At 36.5% G+C, this 24696-nt stretch carries 23 protein-coding genes; 19 read left to right on the top strand and 4 right to left on the bottom strand.

Annotated elements, in window-relative coordinates; all coding sequences use genetic code 11:
• Positions 1-30: 30 nt before the first annotated feature.
• From AC3WTA_RS06990 to AC3WTA_RS06980, 3 genes are all read right to left on the bottom strand, one after another.
• On the bottom strand, positions 31-555 hold the full coding sequence (locus AC3WTA_RS06990) for a DinB family protein (protein ID WP_070169097.1): 525 nt from the start codon (positions 553-555) through the stop codon (positions 31-33).
• An 84-nt stretch (positions 556-639) separates the two neighbouring features.
• Positions 640-1710: a M24 family metallopeptidase gene (locus AC3WTA_RS06985; RefSeq protein ID WP_070169096.1), complete on the bottom strand. Its 1071-nt coding sequence runs from the start codon at positions 1708-1710 to the stop codon at positions 640-642.
• 343 nt (positions 1711-2053) lie between these two features.
• Positions 2054-3763, bottom strand: a complete 1710-nt coding sequence (locus AC3WTA_RS06980) for an Rqc2 family fibronectin-binding protein (RefSeq protein WP_000863259.1) — start codon at positions 3761-3763, stop codon at positions 2054-2056.
• Positions 3764-3868: 105 nt separating this feature from the next.
• Between AC3WTA_RS06980 and AC3WTA_RS06975 the strand changes: the two genes are divergently transcribed.
• The 17 genes from AC3WTA_RS06975 (at position 3869) to spoVM (ending at position 21861) form a co-directional block, all read left to right on the top strand.
• Positions 3869-6592, top strand: coding sequence for a calcium-translocating P-type ATPase, SERCA-type (locus tag AC3WTA_RS06975; RefSeq protein WP_001104751.1), 2724 nt, complete (start codon positions 3869-3871; stop codon positions 6590-6592).
• A gap of 99 nt (positions 6593-6691) precedes the next feature.
• A complete protein-coding gene (locus tag AC3WTA_RS06970) occupies positions 6692-7567 on the top strand; it encodes a YicC/YloC family endoribonuclease (RefSeq protein WP_000564115.1) in 876 nt (291 codons plus the stop codon).
• 67 nt (positions 7568-7634) lie between these two features.
• Positions 7635-7898, top strand: a complete 264-nt coding sequence (gene remA, locus AC3WTA_RS06965; protein WP_001251456.1) for an extracellular matrix/biofilm regulator RemA — start codon at positions 7635-7637, stop codon at positions 7896-7898.
• Between the two features lie 13 nt (positions 7899-7911).
• The gene (gmk, locus tag AC3WTA_RS06960; protein WP_001257740.1) at positions 7912-8529 is read left to right on the top strand and encodes a guanylate kinase; all 618 of its coding nucleotides are present in this window, start codon (positions 7912-7914) and stop codon (positions 8527-8529) included.
• Between the two features lie 2 nt (positions 8530-8531).
• The gene (gene rpoZ, locus AC3WTA_RS06955; RefSeq protein WP_000933964.1) at positions 8532-8744 is read left to right on the top strand and encodes a DNA-directed RNA polymerase subunit omega; all 213 of its coding nucleotides are present in this window, start codon (positions 8532-8534) and stop codon (positions 8742-8744) included.
• A 172-nt stretch (positions 8745-8916) separates the two neighbouring features.
• Complete coding sequence (gene coaBC, locus AC3WTA_RS06950) at positions 8917-10122, top strand: bifunctional phosphopantothenoylcysteine decarboxylase/phosphopantothenate--cysteine ligase CoaBC (RefSeq protein WP_000911723.1); 1206 nt, start codon at positions 8917-8919, stop codon at positions 10120-10122.
• Positions 10119-12524, top strand: coding sequence for a primosomal protein N' (priA, locus tag AC3WTA_RS06945; protein ID WP_000666706.1), 2406 nt, complete (start codon positions 10119-10121; stop codon positions 12522-12524). Before coaBC ends, priA begins: the two co-directional genes overlap by 4 nt.
• Positions 12525-12535: 11 nt before the next feature.
• Positions 12536-13006 carry a peptide deformylase gene (def, locus tag AC3WTA_RS06940; protein ID WP_000279468.1) on the top strand — a complete coding sequence of 157 codons (471 nt, stop codon included), beginning with the start codon at positions 12536-12538 and terminating at the stop codon, positions 13004-13006.
• A gap of 23 nt (positions 13007-13029) precedes the next feature.
• Positions 13030-13974, top strand: a complete 945-nt coding sequence (gene fmt / locus AC3WTA_RS06935; RefSeq protein ID WP_000598793.1) for a methionyl-tRNA formyltransferase — start codon at positions 13030-13032, stop codon at positions 13972-13974.
• Entirely contained in the window at positions 13971-15305 is a 1335-nt protein-coding gene (gene rsmB / locus AC3WTA_RS06930; RefSeq protein ID WP_001249653.1) for a 16S rRNA (cytosine(967)-C(5))-methyltransferase RsmB, read from the top strand. Before fmt ends, rsmB begins: the two co-directional genes overlap by 4 nt.
• 4 nt (positions 15306-15309) lie before the next feature.
• Positions 15310-16398: a dual-specificity RNA methyltransferase RlmN gene (gene rlmN / locus AC3WTA_RS06925; protein ID WP_000450539.1), complete on the top strand. Its 1089-nt coding sequence runs from the start codon at positions 15310-15312 to the stop codon at positions 16396-16398.
• Between the two features lie 4 nt (positions 16399-16402).
• Positions 16403-17155: a Stp1/IreP family PP2C-type Ser/Thr phosphatase gene (locus AC3WTA_RS06920; protein ID WP_000648695.1), complete on the top strand. Its 753-nt coding sequence runs from the start codon at positions 16403-16405 to the stop codon at positions 17153-17155.
• Positions 17156-17163: 8 nt separating this feature from the next.
• On the top strand, positions 17164-19137 hold the full coding sequence (prkC, locus tag AC3WTA_RS06915; RefSeq protein WP_000904733.1) for a serine/threonine protein kinase PrkC: 1974 nt from the start codon (positions 17164-17166) through the stop codon (positions 19135-19137).
• Positions 19138-19405: 268 nt separating this feature from the next.
• Positions 19406-20287, top strand: coding sequence for a ribosome small subunit-dependent GTPase A (gene rsgA, locus AC3WTA_RS06910; protein ID WP_001113945.1), 882 nt, complete (start codon positions 19406-19408; stop codon positions 20285-20287).
• A gap of 2 nt (positions 20288-20289) precedes the next feature.
• Entirely contained in the window at positions 20290-20934 is a 645-nt protein-coding gene (rpe, locus tag AC3WTA_RS06905) for a ribulose-phosphate 3-epimerase (protein WP_098708329.1), read from the top strand.
• 99 nt (positions 20935-21033) lie between these two features.
• A complete protein-coding gene (locus AC3WTA_RS06900; RefSeq protein WP_002096352.1) occupies positions 21034-21714 on the top strand; it encodes a thiamine diphosphokinase in 681 nt (226 codons plus the stop codon).
• A gap of 66 nt (positions 21715-21780) precedes the next feature.
• Positions 21781-21861 carry a stage V sporulation protein SpoVM gene (gene spoVM, locus AC3WTA_RS06895; RefSeq protein ID WP_001213599.1) on the top strand — a complete coding sequence of 27 codons (81 nt, stop codon included), beginning with the start codon at positions 21781-21783 and terminating at the stop codon, positions 21859-21861.
• A 72-nt stretch (positions 21862-21933) separates the two neighbouring features.
• On the opposite strand, the gene rpmB is transcribed toward spoVM, so the two are convergent.
• Positions 21934-22122, bottom strand: a complete 189-nt coding sequence (gene rpmB / locus AC3WTA_RS06890) for a 50S ribosomal protein L28 (RefSeq protein ID WP_000124776.1) — start codon at positions 22120-22122, stop codon at positions 21934-21936.
• Between the two features lie 375 nt (positions 22123-22497).
• Between rpmB and AC3WTA_RS06885 the strand changes: the two genes are divergently transcribed.
• Together AC3WTA_RS06885 and AC3WTA_RS06880 are read left to right on the top strand one after the other, a co-directional pair.
• Positions 22498-22860: an Asp23/Gls24 family envelope stress response protein gene (locus AC3WTA_RS06885; RefSeq protein WP_000021109.1), complete on the top strand. Its 363-nt coding sequence runs from the start codon at positions 22498-22500 to the stop codon at positions 22858-22860.
• Between the two features lie 22 nt (positions 22861-22882).
• On the top strand, positions 22883-24559 hold the full coding sequence (locus tag AC3WTA_RS06880) for a DAK2 domain-containing protein (RefSeq protein ID WP_000027122.1): 1677 nt from the start codon (positions 22883-22885) through the stop codon (positions 24557-24559).
• The last annotated feature ends 137 nt before the right edge of the window (positions 24560-24696 follow it).

Below are 24696 nucleotides of genomic sequence, written 5' to 3'. Positions count from 1 at the left end.
AAAGTGCCACCCTTATTCGGTGGCATTTTCTCATTTTACTGAATGAGATTTTTGCATCTTTTTAACTAAACGAATTTGTCCGCGATGATTGATTTCATCTTCAAATACGTGAAACCACTTAAAGTAGTTATTTGCTGGTTTGTCATACCAAAATTCTGTCGTTTTAAATAGCCATTCATCAGGTAACGATTGAAAAGTCTCGATCGTTTTGGAACGTACTTCTTGTAATGTGTTTATGTAAAATTCTATAGAGTTTCCTTTTATTTTCTCGCGGCCAAGAGCCCCTAACTCAATAGCAGGTAACCACCGTTCTAATTCAGCTTCCGTTGGTTCACGGTCTTCAAAAGTATGAATTTGGTAGTAAAATTCAATAGCAGCCATATGGTACAAAAGCATACCAATTGAGTTTGCTTCCTCATCATATAAATAATCAAGTTCTTCAATTGTTAAACCTTCCACCGCTTGCATTGTTGTATAGCGAGCGTAATTCATCATGGAAACAAGTTTGGAAAATTCAGCTTGCAAACCATCTATTTTATCAATTACAAAATTCAATTAATATTCCCCCTCTTTAAACGATTACTCCAGAGAAAGAATTCTATGTGCAGAGAAAAACTCCTGTTAAAAAAGGTCATGATTTTAACAAGGTATGACAATTAGTTCCCGATTTGATTTTGTAATAACTTCATATCCGTCTTTTGTAATGACAATATCATCTTCAATTCTACAACCGCCCCAGTTTGGTATGTAAATACCAGGTTCAACTGTAACAACCATACCTTCTTCTAAAATAGTCTTACTTTCTTGGGATAGGCGAAGAGGTTCATGTATTTCTAACCCAAGACCATGACCAGTAGAGTGTCCAAAATATTGGCCGTATCCATGTTCTGTAATGTAATCTCTCGTTATATCATCGATACTTTTCGCAGTTTCCCCAGGTTTAATTGCTTCCGTCCCACGTTTTAACGCTTCTCGTACAACATTGTATATCTTTTTGAATTCTTCTGATGGTTCTCCGATTGCTACAGTACGTGTGATATCGGAACAATATCCATCGTAAAGTGCACCGAAATCTAATGTAACGACGTCGCCTCGTTCGATTATTTTATTTGATGCAACTCCATGAGGAAGTGAAGAACGAACACCAGAAGCTACAATGATTTGAAATGAAGAGGATGTAGCCCCTTTTTTTCGCATGAAAAATTCTAACTCATCTCGTACATCATTTTCACTTATTCCTGGTTTTAGAAACGTAAGGATGTGGTGAAATGCTTCGTCAGCAATATTAGCTGCGATTTTCATTGTTTCTATTTCCGGCATGTCTTTAATAATACGAATATTTTCGATGATTTCGCACACTTGAACCATTTCCACATGTACGCATTTTTGTAAGTTTTTATATTGTTGCAATGTCATGTTGTTCTCTTCAATTCCGAGTTTTTGAATGTTTAATTTTGATACTTGATTTGCAATTTCTTTTTCTAAATTTCCTTTATGCATAATAATTTCAGCATCTTTTATTTGTGATTTCGCTTGATCTACATAGCGAAAATCAGTTATAAAAACAGTTTTATCCGCAGAGATTAAGACGACGCCAGCACTACCTGTAAAGCCTGTTGCATATTGGCGATTTTCTTTTTTGGTAATGAGTAACCCGTCAATTTCATAGTTTTGTAGTTGATTTTGGATTTTATTAATTTTTAAAGTCATGTTAATTCCCCCTATTCACAGTATTGAATAAAGCAAATAGTGTGCCAAAATGTATATTTGAAGAAAGGATAGTAGGGAAAACATATATTTTAGGGGAGATAAGAAAATAGCCCGCCATTTGTGGGAGACGGTTTGTTTATAAAATCCAGATTGCTTCAATAAATAGCAGGGGGATGAAAAAATATTGATTGGAGTTACACTTGTACTTTATTTACATGCTGTAAAAAAATTTATACAAATGTGAAATGACACTGTCAATTTTTTTGACAATATTGAATGGATATAGCAACTAAATTGAAAATAAATAAAAAATGCGTTGCTTATAAGCAACGCATTTTTTTATTTACGCTTTTAATTTCATTACAGTATCAGCATCAGGTGTTACATATACGGTTTGCTGATTGTCGTACGTAACAAAACCAAGTTTTGCACCACTCGGTTTTTTGACATGGCGTATTTTGGTGAAATCTACAGGAACAGAACTAGAATCTTTTGCTTTACTGAAATAGGCAGCGATTTTAGCAGCTTCTAACACAGTTTCTTCGGTAGGTTCAAGAGAACGAATGACAACATGAGACCCAGGGATATCTTTCGTATGTAACCAAATTTCATCACGACGGGCAAACTTCGTTGTTAAATAATCATTTTGCTTGTTGTTTTTACCGACGAAAATTTCTGTTCCATCACTAGCTAAATATTTGTCCAATACCGGTTTAGTTGGTTTCTTCTTAGCATTTTTTGCTTTCCGATTGCGCATATAACCTTCTTCAGCTAATTCCTCACGAATTTCTTCAATATCTTTTGAAGAAGCAGCTTCCATTTGTTGAAGTAAGCTATCAAAATAAAGAATTTCTTCATTTGTTTTTTCGATTTGTTCTTCTACAACAACAACTGAATTTTTCGCTTTTTGGTACTTTTGGAAATAGCGTTGCGCATTGTCAGATGGTGTTTTTAAAGGATCTAATGTAATTTTTACAGTTCCGCCATTTTCGTCGTAATAGTTAACGACTTCAATATCTTTATCCCCTTTTTTCAAAGCGTACATATTGGCTGTAAGTAGTTCTCCAAAGAGTTGATATTTATCTGCTTTTCCGGCATCCTGTAATGTTTTTTCTAGTTTAATGAGTTTCTTCTCATTTTTATTTTTTTCGTTTTGCATAAAGCGCTCTAAATCATAAGCTTGTTGTTTTACACGGTCGCGCTCTGCTTTTCCGAAAAAGAAACGGTCTAGCAATTCACTAACAGATGAAAAAATCTTATCTTCTCCTTGCAAGTGTGCAAGAGGGAAAAGATAAAAGAATTCTTTCCCATTTGAAGTAGTCATTGTTGGTGAATATGTATGAGTTAGTAATGGTTTTTGTATGGAGAAAAATGCGTCCGCTAATGCTTTTTCATTTACCATACCTGCTTTTTTCACTACTTCTTTTGCGAATAACGGCGATATTCCCGTAAAGGTGCCGACAAGCTGTTTATCCATGTTTCCAGATAGAAAGTCTAGCGGTCTAATAAATTCATCATTTGTTTCAATCTGAAGTGGGTTAATTTTATGTTGTGCTGGTGGTGCAATATATTCCGCTCCAGCATATACAGTTCGATGTCGGTTTACTGCTAAAGAAACGTGTTTTAAGCTATCTAAAATATTGTTTGTTTTTGTGTCTACTAAAATGATGTTACTATGTCGTCCCATTATTTCAATTACTAATGTTTTTAGTGATTCGTCACCAATTTCATTTCTACTGCGAACTGTAATTTGAATAATACGCTCTAAATCAATTTGTTCAATTTTTTCAATGAATCCACCTTCTAAATGCTTACGAAGAAGCATACAAAACATTGGTGGAAGTGCAGGTGAATCGTAATTTTGATTTGTTAAGTGTAAACGTGCATATGTCGGATGAGCGGAAAGAATCAGTTTTTGATTTTTTCCGTTTGCTCGAATATGTAATAAAATCTCGTATTTTGAAGGTTGGTATATCTTAGAAATTCTTCCTGTGTAAAGAGAATTTGCAATTTCATGTGTAATTGCTCTTGTAAATAATCCATCGAATGCCATAAATGAACACTCCTTTCTAACTAAAAGTTAATTATAGCATTTTTTTGGACGAGGCTGAATAAGCTTTCAATAGAGTATGTCTGGAATCAGGAGGTCGATAGCGGGATGAACTGGTATGGAATGCGCGCACACGAAGTGGAAGAAAGAACGAATACGAATGTGAAGGTTGGACTTACAGAGAAGGAAGCAGAAGGGCGAATAAAAAAATTTGGTACAAATGAATTAGATGAAGCCAAAAGGCCTTCTGCACTGATGGTATTTTTGGCGCAGTTTAAAGATTTTATGGTACTTGTTTTATTTGGTGCAACAATAGTTTCGGCTTTTTTAGGTGAATACATTGATTCTATTGCGATTGTTGCGATTGTTATTATCAATGGTATTCTTGGCTTTTTTCAAGAAAGAAAGGCTGAAAAGTCACTGGAAGCTTTAAAAGAGCTAGCCGCCCCGCAAGTTACTGTAATGCGGAATGGAAAGTGGGTAAAAGCACCGTCTAAAGCACTTGTTTTAGGTGATATCATTAAATTTTCTAGTGGTGATCGTATTGGGGCGGATGTACGTCTTGTTGAGGCATCAAGTTTATATATCGAAGAATCAGCTTTGACAGGAGAGTCAGTACCGGTGCAGAAGAAGGTAGAAGCTCTGCAGGGGCAAGATGTTTCAATTGGTGATCAAAAAAATATGGCTTTTATGGGTACGATGATTACACGAGGAGCTGGAACAGGGGTCGTTGTAGCAACTGGTATGAATACAGCGATGGGCCAAATTGCAAATATGTTACAAAATGCAGAGCAAATGGAAACACCACTGCAAAGAAGATTAGAGCAACTCGGGAAAATATTAATTATTGTGGCTCTTATTTTAACAGCGCTTGTCGTATTAGCCGGTGTGTATCAAGGGAATGAAGTGTACCATATGTTTTTAGCAGGAGTGTCGCTAGCTGTTGCTGCTATTCCTGAAGGATTACCAGCAATCGTTACAGTAGCTTTATCGCTTGGTGTACAGCGTATGATTAAAAAGAGAGCAATTGTAAGGAAGTTACCAGCGGTAGAAACGTTAGGGTGCGCTTCTGTTATATGCTCTGATAAAACAGGAACAATGACGCAAAACAAAATGATGGTAACACATATGTGGTCAGGTGGAGAGTTATGGAAAGTGACGGGGCAAGGGTATGAACCTAATGGCTCTTTTTTGAAAGGTGAAAAAGAATGTGATCCAGCTAAAACAAAAGCATTGTATCAACTACTCACATTTGGTTCACTATGTAATAACGCAAATATTATTCAAAAGAAAAAGGCGTATGTATTAGATGGAGATCCAACTGAGGGAGCACTAGTAGCTGCAGCAATGAAGGCGGGGATAACGCGTGAGGCACTGAAAGGGAAATTTGAAATCATTCGTGAATTTCCATTCGATTCAACTCGAAAAATGATGAGTGTTATTGTGCGAGATAGAGAGGGGAAAAAGTTTCTTGTTACGAAGGGAGCACCAGATGTCCTCCTGCAAATGAGTCAAACGATTTTATGGGGGGATAAGCAACAACCGATAAGTGAGTTGTATAGAAAAGAAGTACAGGCGGCTATTCATAGTTTAGGTAGTCAAGCGCTTCGAACAATTGCAGTTGCATTTAAGCCATTAAAAGTAACAGATTCTATTGAACATGAAAGAGACGTTGAAAAAGATTTTATGTTGGTCGGGATACAGGGAATGATTGATCCGCCAAGACCAGAGGTAGAACAGGCTGTAAAAGAGTGCAGAGAAGCTGGTATTCGAACAGTGATGATAACAGGAGATCATAAAGTGACAGCAATGGCAATTGCGGAACAATTAGGGGTTTTACCACCTGGTGGACGTGTTGTTGAAGGAGTAGAACTCGCGAATATGGATGTAGAGGAACTAGAAAGTGTTGTAGAAGACACGTATGTATTTGCTCGAGTATCACCTGAACATAAATTGAAAATTGTTAAGGCGTTGCAAAATAAAGGGCATATAGTAGCGATGACAGGTGATGGAGTAAACGACGCTCCGGCTATAAAAACAGCGGATATTGGGATAGCGATGGGAATTACAGGGACAGATGTTGCGAAAGAAGCTTCTTCTCTTGTTTTGCTAGATGATAATTTTGCTACGATTAAATCAGCAATTAAAGAAGGTAGAAATATATACGAGAATATACGTAAGTTTATTCGTTATTTATTAGCATCGAACGTAGGAGAAATTTTAGTCATGTTATTTGCAATGTTACTTGCATTACCGCTGCCGATGGTTCCCATTCAAATTTTATGGGTGAACTTAGTGACTGACGGATTACCGGCGATGGCATTAGGATTGGATAAGGCGGAAGGAGACGTGATGAAGAGAACGCCGCGTCATCCGAAAGAAGGGGTATTTGCTAGAGGGCTTGCCTGGAAAATTATAAGTCGTGGCTTTCTAATTGGAGCAGTGACGTTAGTGGCGTTTATTATTGCATATAATCAACATCCAAATGAATTGAAATATGCACAAACTGTGGCGTTTGCGACGTTGGTACTTGCACAACTTATTCATGTATTTGACTGCCGAAGTGAACATTCTATCTTCCACCGTAATCCGTTTGGGAACGTGTATTTAGTAGGAGCGGTTATCATTTCTTTACTGTTAATGTTAGTGGTTATATATTACCCACCGCTACAACCGATCTTTAGTACAATGCCAATACAAGCAAGAGATTGGTTGTTAATTGGAGGTTTGTCATCAATTCCGACCTTTTTATTAGTAGGTTCTTTATTAACAGGGAAAAAGGGGAAGAAGGAAAAGCCAGTATTATATAAGAAGGGATTAAACTTGAAATAGTCAATGATATGAAAATGTGATATAATTTACAGAAGGTAGTAGAGCCTTGTCTCTATTACCTTTTTCATTGAGTTATTTCATGGCTTGGATGTGATAAAAATGATTTGTAGTATGACAGGATTTGGAAGGTCGAAAGTAGAAAATGATACTTTTCAAATTACAGTAGAAATGAAATCGGTGAACCACCGTTTTCTAGAGATGAGTATTCGACTTCCGAAGCAAATGATGGTATTTGAAGACAAAATTCGTAAAATAATTGCAGAACAAGTTCGGCGTGGACGCATTGAAGTGTCTATTAGTATAACGGGTGAAGGGCTTGTTGAAAGAAAATTAAGTGTGAATTGGTCGCTTCTTGAGCAGTACCAATCGATTATGGAAGATATAAAAGGAAAATTTCAATTACAAGATTCTATTACACTTCAGCAATTAATGGAAATGCCAGAAGTAACAGCGATTGAAGAAGTAGAAAATGTAAATGAACAATTTGAGAACGGTTTATATGAGGCTGTTCGCCAAGCTGCTCATATGTTAAAAACGATGAGAGATGGCGAAGGAGAACGATTACATAAAGATATAGCGTATCGTTTACAAGAGATTCACAATTGTGTAAACGCAATTATTCCGCATGTACCGATTGTTACACAAAAATATCGTGAACGATTAGAAAATCGCTTAAAAGAATTACATAATCAAGATCTAGATGAACAAAGATTGTTAACAGAAGTCGCAATCTTTGCAGAGCGTTGTGATATTCACGAAGAGTTAGTTCGTTTGCAAAGTCATTTAGAGCAATTTCGTGAAACACTGCAGATTGAAGAGCCTGTTGGAAGAAAAATGGATTTCATCGTGCAAGAGATGCATAGAGAAATTAATACGATTGGTTCTAAGGCAAATGACTTAACAATTTCAAAATATGTTGTAGAAATGAAAAATAACCTTGAAAAAATTCGTGAACAAGTACAAAATATTGAGTAGCTTTCAAAAAATATATAAAGTTATACGTGGTGGAGAAATCGGATAGACTTACTAGGAGGCGCAAACTATGGCCATGCGGTTTTTAAATATTGGATACGGAAATATTGTATCTGCTCATCGAATTATTGCTATTGTAAGTCCGGAGTCAGCTCCTATTAAACGAACAGTACAGGAAGCACGCGAACATAATGCTTTGCTTGATGCTACGTATGGGAGAAAAACAAGGGCGGTTATTGTTATGGATGATGGGCATGTGGTATTAAGTCCAATTCAGCCAGAGACGATTGCACATCGTTTGAATAATAAAGAAGATTTAAGTGAGGAAGGGTAGGTTTTACATATTTATGAGAAGTAGAAGAGGATTGCTCATCGTTCTTTCAGGACCTTCTGGGGTTGGTAAAGGAACGGTTCGAAAAGAGCTGTTTAGTCATGAGGATACACGTTTTCAGTACTCCATTTCAGTAACGACACGTAAGCCACGTGAAGGTGAAGTAGATGGTGTGGATTATTTCTTTAAAGAGAGAGAAGAATTTGAGGAAATGATTCGTAATGAAAAATTACTTGAGTGGGCTGAGTTCGTAGGTAATTATTACGGAACACCGATTGACTATGTTGAAAAAACATTACAAGAAGGAAAAGATGTATTCTTAGAAATTGAAGTGCAAGGAGCAATTCAAGTTAAGAAAGCTTTCCCAGAAGGTGTATTCATTTTCTTAGCACCTCCAAGTTTATCTGAACTAAAGAACCGCATTGTCGGCCGTGGTACAGAAACTGAAGATGTTATTGAAAATCGTTTAACGGTAGCGAAAGAAGAAATCGAAATGATGGACGCTTACGACTATGTTGTAGAAAACGATCAAGTTGAATTAGCTTGTGAAAGAATTAAAGCAATTGTGGTTGGTGAACATTGCCGCCGTGAAAGAGTAGCAAAATATTATAAAGAAATGACGGAGGGTCTATAATTATGTTAAATCCATCAATTGATTCATTATTAACAAAAATCGATTCTAAATATACACTTGTAACAGTAGCTGCAAAACGTGCACGTGAAATGCAACTTGCGGATAACTGTGTTATCGAGCAACCTGTTTCTCATAAATGTGTAGGTAAATCATTAGAAGAAATCGATGCAGAAGTATTAAAATATGTACCAAGCGAAGACAAAATCATCGATTAAGACATTCTTTTCGACAAATTAAAACATAGACTTTATAATTTTCTATGTAACGGTAACAACCTATTTACAAGTAGGTTGTTATTTTTTTACGATAGGGAAGAAATATTGGTACTGATGAGCTGGGAATTCTGTTTCAGTATTATAAGTTTGAAAAAGAAAGAGGACGAGCCATATGCTAAAAGGGAAAAAGATACTTCTATGTGTAACAGGAGGCATTGCGGTCTTTAAAGCGGCTGCGTTAACTAGTAAATTGACACAAGCTGGTGCTATTGTAAAAGTAATGATGAGTGAGTCGGCAATGAAGTTTGTTACGCCTCTTACATTTCAAGCACTTTCTCGCCATGACGTATATACAGATACATTCGATGAGAAAGACTCAGCTGTTATTGCACATATCGATTTAGCAGATTGGGCAGATGTAGTACTTGTTGCACCTGCTACTGCCAATTGTATTGGGAAGTTAGCTGGTGGTATTGCAGACGATATGATTACAACTACTTTGTTAGCTACTACAGCCCCAGTTTGGATTGCACCTGCTATGAATGTGCATATGTATGAAAACAAAATTGTACAAAAAAATATGATGACGTTAAAAACGTTAGGATATACATTTATTGAGCCTGGAGAAGGTTTTTTAGCGTGTGGTTATGTTGCGAAGGGAAGACTAGAAGAACCGGAAGCAATTATTGCACGGTTAGAAGAGGGTTTTTCCGAACAAAAACCATTGCAAGGAAAAAAAATATTAATAACTGCTGGCCCAACTCGTGAAAAGATTGATCCAGTACGTTTTATGACCAATTTTTCTTCTGGGAAAATGGGATATGCAATTGCGGAAGTGGCAGCGAACTTAGGTGCTGATGTCATACTTGTTTCGGGACCGACAGCATTAAACCCACCATTACATGTAAATACGGTACAAGTGGAATCTGCACAAGATATGTTAGAAGTAGTTCTGCAACAGTATCAAAACGTAGATGTTGTCATTAAAACAGCAGCAGTTGCAGATTATCGCCCGAAATATGTTCATGATAATAAAATGAAAAAGAAAAATGGTGATGCTGTAATCGAACTCGAGAGAACAGTAGATATTTTAAAAACGTTAGGTGAGATGAAGGATAAACAGTTACTTATCGGTTTTGCGGCTGAAACGACAAAGGTAGAGGAATACGCAACAAAAAAATTACGTGAGAAAAATGCGAATATGATTGTTGCGAACGATGTAAAGGCACAAGGAGCTGGATTTGGTACAGATACAAACATTGTAACAATGTATAGAAAAGATGGAGAAGTTATCGAGTTACCACTTTTAACGAAGAAAGAGGTTGCTCGTGAAATATTAAAGCAAATTGAAATGATGTTAGAAGATGATCGTCTATGAAATTTGCAAGTGTAATTGTTGATGTACCTGCACGTCAGACTGATCGACCATTTGATTATATTATCCCTAAAAAGTGGGAAGATATTGTCCAGACAGGCATGCGTGTAGTAGTTCCATTTGGTCCAAGGAAATTGCAAGGCTTTATTATTGGGATCAAAGATTCGGCTGAAGTAGAAAGTAAGAAGTTAAAGACAATCCATGAAATATTAGATGTAACACCAGTTTTAAACGAGGAATTATTAAAGCTTGGATATTGGCTTACAAGCGAAACGTTATGTTATATGATTTCAGCCTTTCAAGTCATGCTTCCAACGGCGATAAAAGCAACGTATAAAAAGCGTCTACAACTTCGTAAACAAGAAGAAGTAGCACCTGAACTACTGTTTTTATTTCAGGACAAAGAAGCGATAGATTGGGAAGCGATTGAGACGCAGCCGCATCTATACCGCACGATTCAACAAGAAATTAAAAATGGCACGATTGAAGTTGTTTATCAGGTAAAAGATAAAGTGCAAAAGAAGAAACAAAGAGTCGTTCAACCGGAGTTGTCAGAAGATAAATTGGAATTAGCAGCATTTGAACTGAAAAGTAAAAAACAACAAGATGTACTCTATTATTTTGTGGAAAATTATAAAAGTGTGCCGTTGAAAGTGATAACAGAAGAGTTGCAAATAACAGACGCTCCGATTAAAGCACTTGTTAAAAAGGGGCTAATTTCAGAAAAGTATGTGGAAGTGTACCGAAATCCGTATGACGATGATGATTTTGAACAAACGAAACCATTCCCACTTACGGAGGAACAAAAGCAAGTTATTGCACCGATTTTATCATCAATTACAAATGAAACTTACAATCCATTTTTACTATATGGTGTTACAGGAAGCGGAAAAACAGAAGTATATTTACAATCTATAGCAGCGGTGCTCGCGAAAGGGAAAGAAGCTATTGTGCTTGTTCCTGAAATTGCACTAACGCCTCAAATGGTAGATCGTTTTAAAGGCAGATTTGGCTCGCAAGTTGCGGTTCTTCATAGTGCGCTGTCTGTTGGAGAAAAATATGATGAATGGCGTAAGATTTTAAGAAAAGAAGTGAAAGTTGTAGTTGGTGCACGTTCAGCTGTATTTGCTCCTTTTGAAAATTTAGGAATTATTATTATTGATGAGGAGCATGAATCGAGCTATAAGCAAGAAGATAATCCGAGGTATCATGCAAGGGATGTAGCTGTGTGGAGGGGGCAATATCATAAATGTCCTATCGTTCTTGGTAGTGCAACACCGACACTTGAATCGTTTGCAAGAGCGAAAAAAGGTGTGTATGAATTACTAACGATGGAAAAACGTATGAATAAACAAGCTTTACCAACAGTAGAGATTGTTGATATGCGTGAGGAACTTCGTGACGGGAATCGTTCCATGTTTTCGAAGGCATTGCATGAAAAAATAGCAGATCGATTAGAAAAGAAAGAACAGATGGTGCTCTTTTTAAATAGAAGAGGTCATTCTACATTTGTTATGTGCCGTGATTGTGGGTATGTTGTACAATGTCCGCATTGTGATATCTCGCTGACATATCATAAAATGAACCATCGTTTAAAATGTCATTACTGCAGTCACGAAGAGAATATGCCGATTGAGTGTCCTGCTTGTCAAAGTACATATATTCGTTTCTTTGGTACAGGTACACAAAAGGTAGAAGAAGAAATTACAAAACTATTTCCAGAGGCACGAGTTATTCGAATGGATGTAGATACGACAAGTCGCAAAGGAATGCATGAAAAATTATTAAAGGCGTTCGGGGAAGAAAAAGCAGATATACTACTTGGAACACAAATGATTGCGAAAGGATTGGATTTTCCTAAAGTAACGCTTGTCGGGGTTTTAACTGCAGATACGATGCTTCACTTACCTGATTTTCGAGCGAGTGAAAAGACGTATCAGTTATTGACGCAAGTAAGTGGACGAGCAGGCAGACATGAATTGCCAGGGGAAGTTATAATTCAAACGTATACGCCAGAACATTACAGTATAGAGTTAGCAAAGAACCAACAATATGATGTGTTTTTTGACCAAGAAATGCAAATGAGACGAACAAGACAATATCCACCTTATTACTATGTTGTACTTGTAACAGTATCTCATCCAGAATTATTAAAGGCAGTGCAAGTGACGGAAAAAATTGTCGGTCATTTACGGGCACACTGCACGCAGCAAACAATGGTGTTAGGACCGGTTGCTTCAGCAATTCCAAGGATAAAAGATAGATATCGTTATCAATGCATGATAAAATACAAACGGGAACCAAACTTAAAGAACGTGCTCAAAATGGTAAATGAACATTATCAAGCAGAAATGCAAAAAGAGCTACAAATCTCAATTGATTTTAATCCAACAATGTTAATGTAGCGGAGGGAAATATGGCAGTTTTAGAAATAGTAAAGCATCCAAATGAAGTATTAGAAACACCATGCGAAAGAGTAATTAACTTTGATAAAAAGTTAGTGAAATTGTTGAAAGATATGCATGAAACAATGTTAATTGCGGACGGAGTCGGTTTAGCTGCGCCTCAAGTAGGTGTAAGCTTGCAAGTTGCGGTAGTTGATATCGGTGATGATACGGGAAAAATCGAGTTAATCAATCCATCGATACTAGAAAAACGTGGTGAACAAGTAGGTCCCGAAGGCTGTCTAAGCTTCCCGGGACTTTATGGTGAAGTGGAACGTGCGGATTATATTAAAGTACGTGCGCAAAATCGCCGAGGTAAAGTATTTTTACTAGAAGCAGAAGGATTTTTAGCACGTGCAATTCAACATGAAATCGATCATTTACACGGTGTGTTATTTACATCGAAAGTGACAAGATATTATGAGGAAAACGAATTAGAATAGGTATTAAAAGGAGCGGTTTTTAAATGATAAAAGTAGTATTTATGGGAACACCGGACTTTTCAGTGCCGGTGCTTCGTCGTCTTATCGAAGATGGCTATGATGTAATAGGTGTTGTGACGCAGCCCGATCGTCCGGTAGGTAGAAAAAAAGTATTAACACCTACACCTGTTAAAGTTGAAGCAGAAAAACATGGTATTCCGGTGTTACAACCGTTAAGAATTCGTGAAAAAGACGAATATGAACAAGTCTTGGCATTAGAGCCAGATTTAATTGTAACAGCTGCTTTCGGTCAGATTGTACCAAATGAAATTTTAGAAGCACCGAAGTATGGATGTATTAACGTCCACGCGTCTTTACTACCTGAACTTCGTGGTGGTGCACCAATCCATTATGCAATTATGGAAGGTAAAGAAAAAACGGGTATTACAATTATGTATATGGTAGAGAAATTGGATGCTGGTGATATCTTAACGCAAGTAGAAGTCGAGATTGAAGAGCGTGAAACGACAGGCTCTTTATTCGATAAGTTAAGTGAAGCAGGGGCACACCTTCTATCTAAAACAGTACCTTTATTAATTCAAGGTAAGTTAGAACCAATTAAACAAAATGAAGAAGAAGTAACGTTTGCATATAATATAAAACGTGAGCAAGAGAAAATTGATTGGACAAAAACAGGTGAAGAAGTATACAATCACATTCGCGGATTGAATCCATGGCCAGTCGCTTATACGACTTTGGCAGGACAAGTTATTAAAGTATGGTGGGGAGAGAAGGTCTCTATTACAGAGAAAGCTGAACCAGGTACAATAGTAGCTCTTGAAGAAGATGGATTTGTTGTTGCAACAGGGAATGAGACAGGTGTTAAAATCACTGAATTGCAACCTTCTGGTAAAAAACGTATGAGTTGTTCGCAATTTTTACGTGGCACAAAACCTGAAATTGGAACAAAGTTAGGAGAAAATGCATGAGACAAAATGTTCGTGAGTTAGCTCTTGATGGCTTAATTCAAGTAGAAAAAAGTGGTGCATACAGTAACTTACTTTTAAATAATCTAATTGAAAAAAATGCAATTGATAGAAAAGATATTGGTTTGTTAACTGAAATTGTATATGGAACGATTCAACGTCGTGACACATTAGATTATTATTTACAGCCTTTTTTAAAAAAGAAGGTTGAGGCGTGGGTAAGAGTATTACTTCGCTTATCTTTATATCAAATGATTTATTTAGACCGAGTGCCAGAAAGAGCGGCTATTCATGAAGCAGTTGAAATTGCAAAGCGTCGCGGGCATAAAGGGATTGCTGGTATGGTAAACGGGGTATTACGTTCGATTCAGAGAGAAGGGGTACCTTCTGTAGATGAAATCAAGGATCCAATAGAACGTTTGGCAATTGCAACAAGTCATCCAATGTGGCTTGTGCAAGACTGGGCTTCTGAATATGGTTTAGAGACAGCAGAGAAAATGTGTGAAGTGAACATGTTACCCCCGGTACCAACAGCGCGTGTAAATGTTGATAAAATAACAGTAGAAGAAGCAATTGAGTTGTTGGCTGGTGAAGGTATAGAAGCGAAGCGCGGCGATTTATCAGAGGATGCAATTCAAATTGAAAGAGGGAATGTAGCGCATACAGATGCGTTCAAAAAAGGTTTTCTTTCTATTCAAGATGAAAGTTCTATGCTTGTAGCACGCGCTTTAGAACCGAATGAGGGAGATGAAGTTCTTGATAGTTGTGCTGCTCCGGGCGGAAAGACAACGCACATTGCAGAGCGATTAAAAGGAACAGGTCAAGTTATGTCTCTTGATTTACATGCACACAAAGTACGTTTAATTAAACAACAAGCAGAGAGACTTGGTCTAGAAAATGTCGAAACAAAAGCATTAGATGCTAGAAAAGTGCAAGAACATTTTGCGAATGAAACATTTGATAAAATATTAGTAGATGCACCATGTTCTGGATTTGGTGTGATTAGACGTAAACCTGATATTAAGTTAGGTAAAAATAAAGGCGATAGTGAAAGATTATCGACGATTCAACTTGCAATACTAGAAAAAATAGCACCGTTATTAAAACAAGGTGGTCGCCTTGTTTATAGTACGTGCACAATAGAAAAAATAGAAAATGAACAAGTAATAAAGCAATTTTTACAAGAGCATCCTGAATTTGAATGGGATACTACGATAAAAGATCGCATGCCAGAAAAGTTAAATCCGTATATTGATGAAGGTCAAGTGCGAATTTTACCGCATTATTTTGCAACAGATGGCTTTTATATTGCTTGTTTAAGGAAGAAGGTGTAGCATCGTGGAAACGACTGTGAGAAAACAAAAGAAAAATTTAGAAACGAAAAAACCATCAATTTATTCTTTACAACTTCATGAAATGCAAGATTGGTTAAAGGAACAAGGAGAACCTAAATTCCGTGCAGGACAAATCTTTGATTGGCTATATAAAAAACGTGTAAAAAATTATGACGACATGTCGAATCTTTCTAAAGGATTACGCGATAAATTGTCGAATTCCTTTGATATTACTACTTTAAATACATTGGTAAAACAAACATCTTCTGATGGAACAATTAAATTCTTATTCCAATTATATGATGGTTATTCTATTGAAACAGTGTTAATGCGACATGAATATGGAAATTCTATTTGTGTAACAACACAGGTCGGATGCCGTATCGGTTGTACGTTCTGTGCATCTACACTTGGTGGGTTAAAACGAAACTTAGAGGCTGGAGAGATTGTAGCGCAAGTAGTAGAAGTGCAACGTGCACTTGATGAAACAGAAGAACGTGTAAGTTCGCTTGTTGTTATGGGAATTGGAGAGCCGTTTGATAATTATGATAACTTAATGTCATTCTTACGCATTGTAAACCATGAAAAAGGAATTCATATTGGCGCAAGACATATGACAGTTTCAACAAGTGGAATTGTTCCAAAAATTTATAAGTTCGCTGAAGAAGATATGCAAATTAATTTTGCGATTTCATTGCATTCTGCAAATACAGAGTTACGTTCAAAATTAATGCCGATTAACCGTGCTTATAAGCTACCAGACTTAATGGAAGCTGTTAAATACTATGTAAATAGAACAGGGCGTCGTATTACGTTTGAATATGGCTTATTTGGAGGAGAAAATGACCAAGTTGAGCAAGCTGAAGAACTTGCTGCGCTTTTAAAAGGTGTAAAATGTCATGTAAACTTAATTCCGGTAAACTACGTACCTGAACGTGATTATGTACGTACCCCACGTGAACAAATTTTCTTATTTGAAAAAACGTTAAAAGATCGTGGAGTGAATGTAACAATTCGCCGTGAACAAGGTCATGATATTGATGCAGCCTGCGGTCAGTTACGTGCGAAGGAGCGTAAAGAAGAGACGAGGTGACGAGATGAAAGCCGTGTTTCTATCAGATAAAGGAAAAGTTCGTCAACATAATGAGGATAGTGCGGGAGTTTTTCACAATTTAGATGGAAATATTTTAGCGGTAGTAGCAGATGGAATGGGAGGTCATCGAGCTGGTGATGTAGCTAGCTCGATGACCATTCAATTATTCCATGATTATTGGAAGCAAACGCATAATATGAATGAACCAAAAAAAGTAGAAGAGTGGTTACATACGAGTGTTGGGATTATTAATGAGCGTATATATGAGTACTCTAAGCAACATGTAGAATGTAATGGTATGGGAACAACACTTATAATAGCGATTTGTACGCCAAACTTTGTGACAATAGGCCATATAGGAGATAGTCGTTGTTATATGGTATCAGAGGGAGAAATCTCGCTTGTAACGGAAGATCACTCACTTGTAAATGAACTTGTAAGACATGGTGAAATTTCAAAAGAAGACGCAGAATATCACCCGAAAAAGAATGTTTTGTTAAGGGCATTAGGAACAGAAGAAAAAGTCGGATTAGATGTTAAAACATTGGTGCTTGAGGAAGATGATCAGTTACTTCTTTGCTCTGATGGGTTATCTAACAAAGTTTCTATTGCTGATATGCAACAAATTTTACAGGTAAATGAACAGCTTGAAACTAAGGGACAACGTCTCATTCAATTGGCGAATGATCGTGGCGGGGAAGATAATATCACCCTTGTTCTTATTGATTATGCGGGTTCGACAAACGAAAGTAGGTGAAGTGCAACGTGCTGATTGGAAAACGCTTAAATGACCGTTATAAGCTGCTGAAAATGATTGGTGGTGGTGGAATGGCCAATGTGTATTTAGCTCATGATGATATACTTGGCCGAGATGTAGCGGTAAAAATATTAAGACTCGACTATTCAAATAATGAAGAGTTTATTAAACGTTTCCATCGAGAAGCGCAGTCTGTTACAACGTTGTCGCATCCAAATATTGTGAATATGTATGATGTCGGAGAAGAAGATGGTATATATTATCTTGTAATGGAGTATGTACCAGGACAAACATTGAAGCAATACATAATTGAGCAAGGGATGTTACCTATAGGAGAAGCTCTTGATATTATGGAGCAGTTAACATCCGCCATGGCACACGCCCATCATTTTGAAATTGTGCACCGTGATATTAAACCGCACAATATTTTAATTCGAGCTGATGGAGTAATAAAAGTAACAGATTTTGGAATTGCGACAGCTACAAGTGCAACAACAATTACACATACAAATTCGGTACTCGGTTCGGTGCATTACTTATCACCAGAACAAGCACGCGGCGGGATAGCAAATAAACAATCAGATATTTATTCCCTAGGGATCGTTATGTTTGAGTTGTTAACAGGAAGACAACCGTTTTCTGGCGAATCTGCTGTTGCTATAGCTTTAAAACATTTACAAAGTGAAATTCCGTCTCCAAAGAGATGGAATGAAAATATTCCGCAAAGTGTCGAAAATATTATATTAAAGGCAACTGCGAAAGATCCGTTTCACCGATATCAATCTGCCAATGCGATGAAACGAGATATTGAAACTGCGCTATATCCAGAGAGGATAAATGAGCAGCCATTTTACATACCGGAAGATATGGAAGCGACAAAAGCGATTCCGATTATTCAACAAGAACAATTATTCGAAAATGTAACTGATGAAACAATTGTTTTAAAAGGAAGTAAAGTGGATGAACAGAAAAGAAAAGAAGAAACGGAATTAAATAAGAAGAAAAAACGAAGTAATAAATGGATCAAAGTTTTAATTACGACATTTTTACTTTTAGCAATTGGAATAACGTTAGCGCTTACTGTTATTCCAGGATTCTTTATTCCAAAAGATGTAAAAGTCCCTGATGTGGCTGGTATGAAGTATACGACAGCAGTAAATAAATTAGTTGAAAAGGGTTTTGAGGTTACGGAACCTAATATTGTATATACAGATGATGTTGAAACCGGTGATGTGATAAAAACAGACCCTGTGGCAGGTAGAGTCGTGAAAGAAAACTCTAAAATTACTATCTATCAATCAGGTGGAAAAAAGAAAAGTAAGATGAGTGATCTCACAGGAAAAGATTTTGAGAGTATAAGGAATGAATTAGAAGAAAAATATAAGCAAGTTACAATAAATTATATTGAAAATGATAGGCCAAAAGGTGAAATCGTAGAGCAAATTCCGACGCCTGATCAAATGGTAGTAGAGGCGGAACAAGAACTGAAAATTTGGGTAAGTAAAGGTCCTTATCAAATTAGACCAGGTGATTTTTCAGGATGGACTGAAAATAGCGTAAATGGTTATTTGAATGAGAGAAAACTAACTCCAGATATAAAACGAGAGTATTCCGATACTGTTGATAAAGGACTTGTAATTTCGCAATTTCCAAAACCAGGAACGCCGTTAAAAGAAGGAGATAAAGTGACGATTATCATCTCAGAGGGGCCTAAGCCGAAAGTAACGAAAACAGTGAAAGTGGATAATATTTCTATTCCGTATGAGTCTTCTATAATTGGTGAGAAAAAACCGCAAACAATAGAAATTTATAAAGAGGATATGCAACAAAAAATGGATAGACCAATTGAAACTAGAACAATTTCAGAGTCGGCAACTATTTCTTTAGAATTTGTAATTCAAGAAGGTACAAAAGGACATTATAAAATTGTACGAGATGGTGTAACGATTATCGACAAAGAAGTACCATACCCAACTCAATAATAATGACTTCCATTTTCTTTCTAGAGGGGATGGAATGTATTACTCTTGCCTGTTATGCTGTCTACATATAGTGGACTGTATAACAGGCAAAAATATATGATTCAAAAAGCTATAAAAGTGATACTGTTATAAATAATATTTTAAATTTGATGGTAGATTAAATATATTAACTTGTATATATGACGGGTTTTGAAATAAGTATTTAAAGAATTTTAAACCATTTAATATTAATGACAGCTTCACTTTATACAAAATAAAGGAGAATTATATGCCAGAAGGAAAAATTGTAAAAGCTCTAAGTGGATTTTATTATGTGCAGCATGAAGAAGGGATTACACAATGCCGTGGGCGTGGTGTGTTCAGAAAAAATAAAATTACGCCACTGGTAGGAGACCAAGTTGTCTTTCAAGCAGATAATCCAACTGAAGGATATGTGCTTGAAGTATTTGATCGAAAAAATGAACTTGTTAGGCCTCCTATTGCTAATGTTGATCAAGCAATCCTCGTTTTCTCTGCAGTAGAACCAGATTTTAATCCGGGACTATTAGATCGATTTTTAGTGCTGATTGAATATCATAACATTAAGCCGATTATTTGCATTAGTAAGATGGATTTAGTGGATGAAAAAATGAGAGAGACTGTTGAATCTTATGCAAATGACTATCGTGAGATGGGATATGATGTATTATTTACTTCTATAAATACATCGGAAAGTATTGATATTTTAAAACCATTCTTAGAAGGTTGTATTTCTGTCGTTGCAGGGCAATCTGGTGTTGGAAAATCTTCTATGCTTAACGTTTTACGTCCAGAGTTAGAACTGAAAACGAATGATATTTCCTCGCATTTAGGACGCGGGAAACATACGACAAGACACGTGGAATTAATTGCGGTTGGAAGCGGACTAGTTGCAGATACACCTGGTTTTAGTTCACTTGATTTCATAGATATAGAGGTAGAAGATCTTACATATTGTTTTCCAGAGTTGAAAGAAGCGAGCCAATACTGTAAATTTAGAGGGTGTACACATCTTTCGGAACCGAAATGTGCTGTGAAGACAGCAGTTGAAGAAGGGAAGATTACAGAATATCGTTATAAAAATTACAAACAATTCGTAGAAGAAATTAGAGAGAGAAAGCCGAGGTATTAGTTATGATTAAAATTGCACCATCGATCTTATCAGCAGATTTTTCAAAATTAGGGGAAGAGATTAAAGATGTAGAAAAAGGCGGAGCGGATTACATTCACGTCGATGTAATGGATGGACATTTCGTACCAAATATTACGATTGGACCATTAATTGTAGAAGCTATCCGTCCAATTACATCTTTACCATTAGATGTACATTTAATGATTGAAAATCCTGATAACTATATCCCGACTTTCGCAAAAGCGGGAGCGGATATTATTACTGTTCATGTAGAGGCGTGCCCTCATTTGCATCGTACAATTCAGCTAATTAAGTCTCATGGCATTAAAGCGGGAGTTGTATTAAATCCGCATACGCCAGTTTCGACGATTGAGCATGTATTAGAAGATATCGATATAGTATTACTTATGACAGTAAACCCTGGATTTGGTGGACAGAAATTCATCCATTCTGTATTACCGAAAATTAAACAAGTGGCAGAAATGGTTAAAGAGCGCAATCTAGAAGTAGAAATTGAAGTTGATGGTGGTGTAAACACTGAAACAGCACGACTTTGTGTTGAAGCAGGAGCAAATGTACTTGTAGCTGGATCAGCAGTATACAATCAAAAAGACCGTGGTGAAGCAATTCGTTTCATTCGTGGATAATGAATGAACGAGTCTTTATCCTAGTGAAACTGCTAGTGTAGTAAGTTTTCACTATTTATAAAGGATAGAGAAAAAATATGTAAAAAGGCAATCTACCGAATGGCAGATTGCCTTTTTACAATAGAAGGGGAAGGAAACATGATTATTCATATTTTAGCGGGTGGACCTGCGGAATATTGTGCAGATTTTTCTCGATATGAAAATGAGAAAGTAGTGTGGGCGGCAGTTGATAGAGGAGTATATCGTCTATTAAAAGGAGGGATTACTCCAGCTGTTGCATTTGGAGATTACGATTCAGTTACTGAAGAGGAATTAGTATGGATGGGCCAGCAAACAAATGACTTACATATTGTTCCTCGTGAAAAAGATCAAACAGATTTAGAAATTGCGATTAACTGGGCGTTAGAAGAAAATCCGACATTGATTCGTATTTTTGGTGCCACCGGTGGAAGGCTGGATCACGGTTTAGCAAATATACAGATGCTTTTAAGAGGGTTAGAAGTAGGGATAGAAATGTGTATTGTAGACAATAAAAATGAAATAAGCGTGAAAAAAGTGGGTACACATATAATTGAAGAAAATAAAAATTTCCCTTATGTATCTTTTGTGCCGGTTACTGAAATAGTAGAAGGGATTACATTACTTGGTTTTAAGTATCCTCTAACTAATAAAACAATAGAATGGGGATCAACACTTTGTATTAGTAATGAACTCGTTGAGGAAAAAGGTACTTTTTCATTTACTTCTGGCATATTAATGGTGATAAGAAGCACTGATTAAAGAAACAATTTTGCTCCTTACATCATATAGTGAACAAGTGGAGTAATGGGGATTAGGAGGGAAACCATGAGATTTTATACAATTAAGTTACCTAAATTTCTTGGTGGAATTGTTCGTGCCATGTTAAATACCTTCAAAAAAGATTAAAAAAGCACCTATTACCGGTGCTTTTTCCATTTTCATAGTAAAAAAAGAGCCTATCGGCTCTTTTTTTTATTATTAAACACGTTCGATTTTGCCAGATTTTAATGCTCTAGCAGAAACGTAAACACGTTGAACTTTTCCGTCGATGCGTACGCGAACTTTTTGAAGGTTAGCGCCCCATTTACGTTTTGTAGCGTTCATTGCGTGAGAACGAGAGTTACCAGAACGAGCTTTTCTTCCAGTGATAGCACAAACACGAGCCATTTATATTTCCCTCCCTTGATACCTTACCATACGTAATTTTTCAATGTTAGTCTTTTTTGCGATGCTAAAAACACTACTATAATTTAACACAACTAAAAAGAGAATGCAACACCGTAGAAAAAAGAAATCAAGAAAAATTACTTGACACCATATGTCGATGATGAAAAGTTGAAATCAAGAAAAATTACTTGACATATTATAGTGGTACATGTTGTATAATAACAATGGACTATTTTGCTCATCATAAAAAATGTGATTTAAAACATAAAATATGAGAGTGAAAAGAAAGAACGATGGAATTTTCTTTAAAAAGATTATATGATAGTAACTAAAGTAGTCTAGCTCACTTTCACCATTTATGAAGGGGGAAACGAGATGTCAATTGAAATTAAAACGAAGTATGGTCAAATTGATATTAGTACAGATGTAATTGCAACAATTGCTGGAGGTGCCGCAGTAGATTGCTACGGTATCGTAGGTATGGCATCAAAAAATCAGTTAAAAGATGGTTTAACAGACATTTTACGAAAAGAAAACTTCACTAGAGGTGTTATTGTTCGTAAAGATGAAGATGAAGTACATATTGATATGTATATTATTGTGAGCTATGGTACGAAAATTTCAGAAGTAGCACATAACGTGCAGACGAAAGTGAAATATACATTAGATCAAACTGTAGGACTAGCAGTAGATTCTGTAAACATCTACGTACAAGGAGTTAAAGTAATAAACTTGTAATGTGCATTAAGGAGGAAAATCTGTGTCAATTCAAAAAATTGATGGGAAACGTTTATCACAAATGATCATGCAAGGAGCGAATAATTTAACAAATAATGTTCAGCTTGTTGATGCATTAAACGTATTTCCAGTTCCAGATGGCGATACCGGTACGAACATGAACTTATCAATGACTTCAGGCGCGCGTGAAGTGAAAGCAAATCCTTCACAGCATGCTGGTAAAGTCGGCGTAAGTTTAGCCAAAGGATTATTAATGGGAGCACGTGGTAACTCTGGAGTTATTTTATCTCAGTTGTTCCGTGGTTTCTCTAAATCCATTGAGCAAAAAGAAGAATTAACAACAGTTGATTTTGCTGCAGCTTTAGATGCTGGGGTAGAAGCGGCTTACAAAGCGGTTATGAAACCGATTGAAGGAACGATTTTAACGGTTGCAAGAGAAACGGGTAAATATGCAGTGACAGTTGCGAAAAAACAGCGCGACTTTGTTTTGTTTATGGAAGACGTTGTGAAAGAAGCGAATGCATCGTTAAATCGTACGCCGGATTTATTACCTGTATTAAAACAAGTTGGCGTTGTAGATAGCGGTGGTAAAGGTCTTGTTGTTGTATACGAAGGATTTTTAGCTGACTTAAAAGGAGAAACGATTTCTTCTAATGTGTCTGCCCAACCATCTATGAATGACATGGTACGCGCAGAACATCACCGTAGTGTACAAAGCCAATTGAGTACAGAAGATATTAAGTATGGATATTGTACGGAATTCATGGTGAAATTAGAGCCTGAAAAAATGAAAGAACATAATTTCTCTGAACAAAAGTTCCGTGAAGATATTAGTGTGTACGGAGATTCACTACTTGTTGTATCAGATGATGAGGTTGTTAAGGTTCATATTCATGCGGAACATCCTGGAGATCCTATGAATTATGGACAACGCTATGGTAGTTTAATTAAGATTAAAGTAGAAAATATGCGTGAACAGCATACTGCTTTATTAGATGAGCCTACTATGATGGCTGAGCCAACTAGCCAGTCTAAAGAGAAACAACCGTACGGTATCGTAACTGTTGCTATGGGATCTGGTATTAAAACTTTATTTGAGAGCATTGGCGCGACGAAAGTTATCGAAGGTGGCCAAACGATGAATCCAAGTACGGAGGATATTGTGAAGGCGATTGAAGAAGCGAATGCTGAAAAAATCATTATTTTACCGAACAACGGAAATATCGTGATGGCAGCAGAACAAGCAGCGTCAGTTGTGGATCAAGAAGTGATTGTAATTCGTTCAAAAACAGTTCCTCAAGGTATGGCTGCAATGTTAGCATTTAATCCAGTTGGAACGTTAGAAGAGAACGAAGAAAACATGAAAGAAGCTTTATCTCATGTGAAAACCGGTCAAATTACGTATGCTGTACGTGATACGGAAATTGATGGTGTAGAGATTCAAAAAGATGATTTCATGTGTATTGCAGATGGAAAAATCGTATCAACAAATGCTGCAAAAGTAGGAGCTGCAAAGCAATTACTAGAAGCACTTATTGATGAAGATTCTGAAATTGTAACGATTCTACAAGGTGAAGATGCAACTGACGAAGAAGTAGCTGAGTTAGTTGCATTTGTAGAAGAGAATTTTGAAGATGCAGAAGTAGAAGTACATGCTGGAAACCAACCGGTGTATTCGTTCATCTTCTCTGTAGAATAAGAAAAAATTCGTTTTGAAAATAAATGGATTACTTACTTGCTAATGGATAAGAAGTAGTAATATGAAGTTTATTACTAGTTTTTATTCAAAAGGCTAGCATATTGAAGATAAAAAAGAGCCTTGCTGCTAATAGTGAG

The sequence above is a fragment of the Bacillus sp. EB106-07-01-XG149 genome (assembly GCF_058791555.1).
This window is presented reverse-complemented; position numbering and strand designations above follow the sequence as displayed.